Source organism: Rufibacter ruber, assembly GCF_001647275.1.
GTDB lineage: Bacteria > Bacteroidota > Bacteroidia > Cytophagales > Hymenobacteraceae > Nibribacter > Nibribacter ruber_C.
Genome location: NZ_LRMM01000120.1, coordinates 1 through 6,579, shown reverse-complemented (window position 1 = coordinate 6,579; position 6,579 = coordinate 1). Strand labels below are relative to the sequence as shown.

The 6,579-nt window shown below is 53.1% G+C and carries 5 protein-coding genes; 2 read left to right on the top strand and 3 right to left on the bottom strand.

Annotated features, from left to right (window positions below):
• Window positions 1-80 precede the first annotated feature (80 nt).
• From A8O25_RS21730 to A8O25_RS21720, 3 genes are all read right to left on the bottom strand, one after another.
• On the bottom strand, window positions 81-1,106 hold the full coding sequence (locus tag A8O25_RS21730) for a potassium channel family protein (RefSeq protein WP_066839672.1): 1,026 nt from the start codon (window positions 1,104-1,106) through the stop codon (window positions 81-83).
• Window positions 1,107-1,109: 3 nt separating this feature from the next.
• Window positions 1,110-3,077: a DNA primase gene (dnaG, locus tag A8O25_RS21725; protein ID WP_066839670.1), complete on the bottom strand. Its 1,968-nt coding sequence runs from the start codon at window positions 3,075-3,077 to the stop codon at window positions 1,110-1,112.
• Between the two features lie 286 nt (window positions 3,078-3,363).
• The gene (locus A8O25_RS21720) at window positions 3,364-3,840 is read right to left on the bottom strand and encodes a GNAT family N-acetyltransferase (RefSeq protein ID WP_161947813.1); all 477 of its coding nucleotides are present in this window, start codon (window positions 3,838-3,840) and stop codon (window positions 3,364-3,366) included.
• A 170-nt stretch (window positions 3,841-4,010) separates the two neighbouring features.
• On the opposite strand from A8O25_RS21720, the gene A8O25_RS21715 reads away from it, so the two are divergent.
• Together A8O25_RS21715 and A8O25_RS21710 are read left to right on the top strand one after the other, a co-directional pair.
• On the top strand, window positions 4,011-5,114 hold the full coding sequence (locus A8O25_RS21715; protein ID WP_066839668.1) for an Mrp/NBP35 family ATP-binding protein: 1,104 nt from the start codon (window positions 4,011-4,013) through the stop codon (window positions 5,112-5,114).
• 4 nt (window positions 5,115-5,118) lie between these two features.
• Window positions 5,119-5,388, top strand: a complete 270-nt coding sequence (locus A8O25_RS21710; RefSeq protein ID WP_066839666.1) for a NifU family protein — start codon at window positions 5,119-5,121, stop codon at window positions 5,386-5,388.
• The last annotated feature ends 1,191 nt before the right edge of the window (window positions 5,389-6,579 follow it).

Sequence of the window (6,579 nt, the reverse complement as noted above, 5' to 3'; positions counted from 1 at the left end):
GTTTTTAATCGGAAAACAGGAACCAAAAGCCGACCAAACTGGCGTTTAAACGGTTATCTATGTTTAAAAGGAGAACGCTGCTACCCCTCTTCTTCCTTGAACAGCTGCTGGAACATACTTATTTGGGGGGAAGTCCCTAAGAGGATCAACACATCATCTGCCTGCAGACAGATATCAGCGTCTGGGCTGACCAGAAACTCGCTCCCGTTCCGGTTCAGGCCAATGAGGGTGGCACCGGTACGGTTGCGCACATCTAACTCCCGAATGCTCAACCCCTCCAAATCCCGCTGCAGGCGGTTGAGGTGCACTTCCTCCAGGTGCATCTTGTTGGGCCCGGTGCCGTTGAGCAGCTCCAGGAAATGAATCACTTCTGGCTGGGTGATCAAACTGGCCATGTGGCTGCCGCCAATCTCATCTGGCATGACCACATAGTTGGCCCCTGCCCTGATCAGCTTCTGCTCAGTGGTTTTCTCAGAGGCGCGGGCAATGATCTGCAGGCTGGGGTTTAGCCCGCGGGCCGTTAATGTGACAAACACATTGTCTGCGTCTTTGGGGAGCGTGGTGATGAGGGCCTTGGCCTGCCGCACCCCGGCCCGTTCCAGCAGCTCATCTTCTGTGGCATCACCGGTGAGGTAATGCAGGGAGTTACTTACCAGATGCTTACCTGCCAGCAGATCCACATTGGTCTCTATCACTACAATCTGCTCCTGGCTGGCCAGTAGATCGCGGGTGGCCTTCTGGCCGTTCCGCCCGAAGCCGCAGACAATCACATGCCCGCTGTAGCGCTGAATTTCCCGTTCATTCATATAGGTTTTCCAGATGGTCCTGAGTTCGCCTTCAAAAAGGTACGTGGTGATCACTGACACCGTGTAGGCAATAATGGCCAGGTTCAACAAAAGATAAATAGAGGTAAACAGGCGCCCCTCGGGCGAAAGCGGGTGCACTTCCTGAAACCCCACCGTTGACACGGTGATCACGGTCATGTAAAAAGCCTCCAGCAGGGTGTATCCCTCCAGCAACATATAGGCCGCCACCCCCGTCAGGAGACTGGTCACCACCAGGCCCGTGGCCCAAAACAACCGGTAGAGTTTGAGCTGCTGCCACATAGCCTATCTGCTGATCACTATACCCAACATGTCTGCAATCTGCTTTTCAAACTCTTTGAGGGTTTTGATGGTGCGCAGGCATTTGTCTACCTCCTGGTCTTCTTTGAGGGTGGCCAGCCCGTCCATCTGCTCCTTGATCATGAGCTGCACGTTGCGCCATTTCAGCCGGAGCACCTCCCGCTCTGAGCCATACGTGACCAGGTCACTCTCATGCGGCACAATGATCTCATGCGTGGCCCAGCCGTTGCTGATCTCGTACTTCTCACTCACCAGGTCAATCACCTCGTTCCGGATCTCCTTCTCCTCATGCTGCATGAATTCTGTGGCCGTGGGAAAGAAACCTTGCTCCAATTTAAGCCGACACATATCAAAAAGGCGGGCGTAAATAGGTGTTTTGAATTCCACATCCTCCAGCTCACCCAGCATAAACTGGCTGGCGGTGAGCCCTTCGTCTACCTCTTTGTCAGCGTAATTGAGAATCCACCTAATCACTTCGCGCTCGCGGTTGCGGAGGGTGTTGTGCTGGTCTACCTCCTGCTGGTCCTCAGCCCCGTACATTTCGGCCTCGGCCGCCGCTGCGGCTTCCGCCTCGGCCAGTTCCTCATCACTGGGCATATACCCCGAAGACGGCTGTGACTGCTGCCGTGACGCCTTCTGCTCAGTGAGGTGAATCTTGTTGTACTCAGAGATAAGCACCTGCTCATCAATGCCAAACTGCAGACTGCACCGCTGCAAGAACACAGACCGCTTAATGGCGTCCGGGATCTTAGAGATAGACACCACCATCTCCCGGATGGCCTCGGCCTTTTTAACCGGGTTGTCCTTCGCCTCCTGGGCGAAGAGCTCTGACTTGAACGAGATAAAGTCCTGGCTGTGCTCCTTCAGGTAATTTCTGAAAGCGGTGTCGCCTACCTTTCTTATATAAGAGTCCGGGTCGTCGCCGTCTGGGAACAGCACCACGTTCACGTTCAGGCCGCCTTCCAGAATGAGGTCAATTCCGCGCAGCGAGGCTTTGATACCCGCCGGGTCGCCGTCATAGAGCACCGTGATGTTCTTGGTGTAGCGGCCAATGAGCTTGATCTGGTTCTCGGTCAAAGACGTGCCCGAAGACGCCACCACGTTCTCAATCCCACCCTGGTGCAGCGAGAGCACATCCAGGTAGCCTTCCACCAGAAAGCACTCGTCTTCCTGCCGTATGGCCTGCTTGGCCTGGAACATGCCGTACAGCACATCACTCTTGTGGTAGATGCGCGACTCTGGCGAGTTGACGTATTTAGGCGATTTCTTGTCGTTGCTCTTGAGCGTGCGCGCGCCAAACCCAATGGTACGGCCAGACACATTGTGGATGGGAAACATGACCCTTCCCCTAAAGCGGTCATACTGCTTGCCTTCCTCTGGCTTGACAATGGTGAGGCCGGTTTCCTCCAGGTATTTGAGTTGGTAGCCTTTCTCCAGCGCAGCCTTGGTGAAATCATCCCAGCTGTCCAGGCTGTAGCCCAGCTCAAACTTCTGGATGGTGGCCTGTGACAGCCCGCGCTGCTTGAAATACGGCATGCCAATGCTCTGCCCCTCGTCATTCTTGTGCAGCGCGTTGACAAAATACTGCTTGGCAAAGTCAGAGAGAATAAAGAGGCTGTCTTTCTCGTTCTGGGCCTGCACGGCCGCCGGGCTCTGGTCTTCCTCTATCTCAATGCCGTACTTCTTGGCCAGGTACCGCAGCGCCTCCACGTAGCTGGTACCCTCAATGTCCATGATGAACTGCACCGAGTTGCCCGCCTTGCCGCACCCGAAGCACTTGTAAATACCTTTTTTGGGCGCTACGCTGAACGAAGGCGATTTCTCATGGTGGAACGGGCAGCACGCCCACATGTTCTGGCCCTTCTTCTTCAGATCCACAAAATCCCCCACCACCTCCACAATGTCGGCGTGCTGGATGATCTGGTCAACAACTTCTTTCTTTATCAGGGCCATGGGTACTCTGGGGTAAGCGGTAAGTAGACAAAGATACTTTTAAAAGTGGTTCGTTGGTAGTTGCCCGAGATTAGAAGGCGGGGCAAAGGGAACAAATGCTGCCGTTTCGGCCAAGGCCGAAAAAAAGAAAAAGCCAGCTGGGGGAGCTGGCCTTGATAGGGAATCGTTTTGACGCTGTTTTGAAAAAAACAGGCCGGAAACAGCTTTTGTTTATCAGTTTACAGACGAAGCATCACTTACGGTGGTTTAACACAAGGTTACCTTTCTATTTTGGCAGCCAATTGCTTCACAATGTTTTTCCTAAGAAGATACTTATTTGGTTAGGCTTATAATCCCCGAAGATTTCTACCTCCTGATAACCTGATTTTTTGTACAGCTTCAACGCACTGAAATGTTGGTTCCCGGTTTCCAGGCAAATCATTTTCACGTGCTGTTGCTTGGCGTAGGCTTCCAGAGCCTGTAAGATTTTCCCGGCAATGGACAAGCCGCGGTAGTTTTCCTCCACATACATCCGTTTCACCTCGGCATAGCCATCTAGTAGTTTTACCGCTCCAATGCCCACTAGCGTCTCATTTACAAAAGCGCCCACCATAAAGGCCTGGTTCTTTTCAAGGATTTCCGGCGGCTCCAGGGTGCACATTTGCCGGCCGTACAGCGCTATTTGGTACTGGTTCAACTTTTCTATCAGGGCCACTACGTTTTCATGGGTGGGCAGCACCTGTTTCACGTGCACTTCTACTTGGGACGACGTTGGTGGTAGCATGGGCTTTCTGGCAGTTCCATATATAGACTCATCTCCGCTGGCTAAGGTTGCATGATGCAGCATTCCTGTTTCCGGCTTACTTTCTGTAAACCAGCCCCAAAACGCTTTTGGTAGCTTGTTACCCAGATAGTTTGTACCTTTGTCTACGCGACAAAAGCGCATTTTTTACCATGGCTATTACCCAGGAAGACGTATTAAAAGCCCTCAGCTATGTAGAGGAACCAGACCTAGGCAAAGATTTGGTGACGCTCAACATGATTGAGGATGTACAGATAAACGGTCTGGAGGTCACCTTCACGGTGATTCTGACCACCCCCGCCTGCCCGCTCAAAGAACTCATCAAGAACGCCTGTATCAGGGCCATTCACACCATGGTGAGCAAAGACGCCCACGTGACGGTGAACATGACCTCCCGCGTGACCTCGGCCCGCCAGGACAACCAGGCGCTGCTCAAAGGCGTGAAGAACATTCTGGCCGTGGCCTCCGGCAAAGGCGGCGTGGGCAAGTCTACGCTCACCGCCAACCTGGCGGTGGCACTGGCACAATCCGGGGCCAAAGTTGGGTTGGTTGATGCTGATATCTCGGGACCAAGCGTGCCCACCATGTTTGGCGTAGAAGATGCCCGCCCCAACGTGTACCGCATGCCAGACGGCCGCAACCTCATTGAGCCCATTGAGAAGTACGGCATCAAGCTCATGTCCATCGGGTTTCTGGCTCCCGCCGAAAGCGCGGTGGTATGGCGCGGCCCCATGGCCAGCTCGGCGCTGAAGCAGTTTATCACGGAGGTAGACTGGGGCGAACTGGATTATTTATTAATTGACTTACCTCCGGGAACCAGTGACATTCACTTGACGTTGGTACAGACAGTACCAGTCACCGGCGCCATCATTGTGACCACGCCGCAGAAGGTGGCCATAGCCGATGCCGTGAAAGGTTTGCAGATGTTCCGGCAACCGCAAATCAACGTACCGGTGCTGGGTCTGGTAGAAAACATGGCGTATTTCACCCCGGCTGAGCTTCCTGAGAATAAATATTATATCTTCGGGCAGGGCGGCGGACGTGAGTTGGCAGAGCGCTACGGCGTGCCGTTCATTGGTGAGGTACCGTTGGTACAGAGCATCAGAGAGAGCGGCGATATGGGCGCCCCGCAGATACTGCAGGAAGGCAGCCCGGCCTCACAGGCGTTTGAAGGAGTGGCGCAGGAAGTGGCCCGTCAGGTTTCTGTACGGAACGCCAGCCTGGCCAAAACCCAAGTAGTAGAAATTAAAGCGTAAGGATATGGCAGAAAGCGCATACAATGAGATTTTACTCCAGCAAGTGGAGCAGGCCCTGGACACCATCAGGCCGTACCTGAAAACCGACGGCGGCGATGTAAAGGTGCTGGAGATTACCGAAGACCGCATTGTGCAGCTGGAACTGATGGGTGCCTGCGGCTCCTGCCCCATGTCTGCCATGACGTTCAAAGGCGGCATTGAGCAGGCCATCATGCGCGCCGTGCCCGAGATCAAAGGCATTCAGGCGGTGAACCTCACCCCTATGGACGTATAGACGAGTTTTTAATAGTTGTTCAAAGCCCACTAATGGTAGAAGCGCTTGCCTCTGCTGTTGGTGGGCTTTGCGTTTTCGGGCTGTTTTGGCGAAAACAACCCGGAAACGCAGCAGTATTTCTGCTTCCATTCAATTTACCCTTTACTAAAGGAGATACTCCCCCTTTGAAGGGGGCGAAGGGGGATGTTTACACAGGAGGGTACGCATTCAAAGTCTTCTGTTTCAGATTTCCCCTCTGTAGAGACCAGGCACCGCCTTGTCTTTTACGCATTGCTGATTTGTGTGTGTGTGTGTGTGTGTGTTTGTGTGTGTTTATGTCACTGGTTCTCCTTCTGCTTTTGGAACTGCTTTTGCTCCCACTACCTTATTGCCAAACTTCTAACTGCATTTTCATTCTGCCACTGTTTGTCACTTTTCTTCTTGATGCTCAACCTAACCAAAAGAATCAAGAAGCCCCTGACTCGCTGCCGCTCAGACAAGAGGGGCTTCATTTATTTTCGCACTTGGCAACCGCTATCTGTTCCATTGTTTCTGTAGCCATACAGGTTTGAACTGTCTGTCCGTGCTCCCGCTAAGCGCCTTCGTGCCTGGCGGCACTGCGTTGCCCGCTCCCGCAGGCACTGAAAAGGAGGTTGTGCGTTTTGGAGCTGTTTTCAGGAAAATAGGCCAGAAACGGCCAGGTTGGGATGCAACTTTTGGTATGAGCTACTTTCTCGCTTCTACTTTCTATGGCGCGGAAGTTACTTCCGTGACGTACAAGGCTTGCTGATACTCCTTCGCTGGCGCGAGCTTGCAGCTCGTGCCTACAAGTGCAGGGTAGTCTCCAGACTACCCTCGCGGTAACGCCGCGAAACTGCGCATTCCTAAACAATTTATTGAATATTCTATATGAGAGCGACCCTCTTTGCTCTCTGGAGACACACAGCACAAGTGGCCACGAGCTGCAAGCTCGCGCCAGCGCCTTATTCTTTGCAATCAACAATTAGCCATTCTAAGAAGACCTCATAGCGTGCGCAGTACCTGCGAGCGTCTGTGCCAACTGCTAATTCAATCCTATAACTGAGTTTAATCCTGAAAATCCTGCTTCAACCGCCTCTCCCTCATCCTAACCTTCTACCAGAGGGAGAAGGGACACCGCTATTTGCGTTTTTGACCTGTTTTGGCAAACAGGTCGAAACGGGGCTGGGCAGA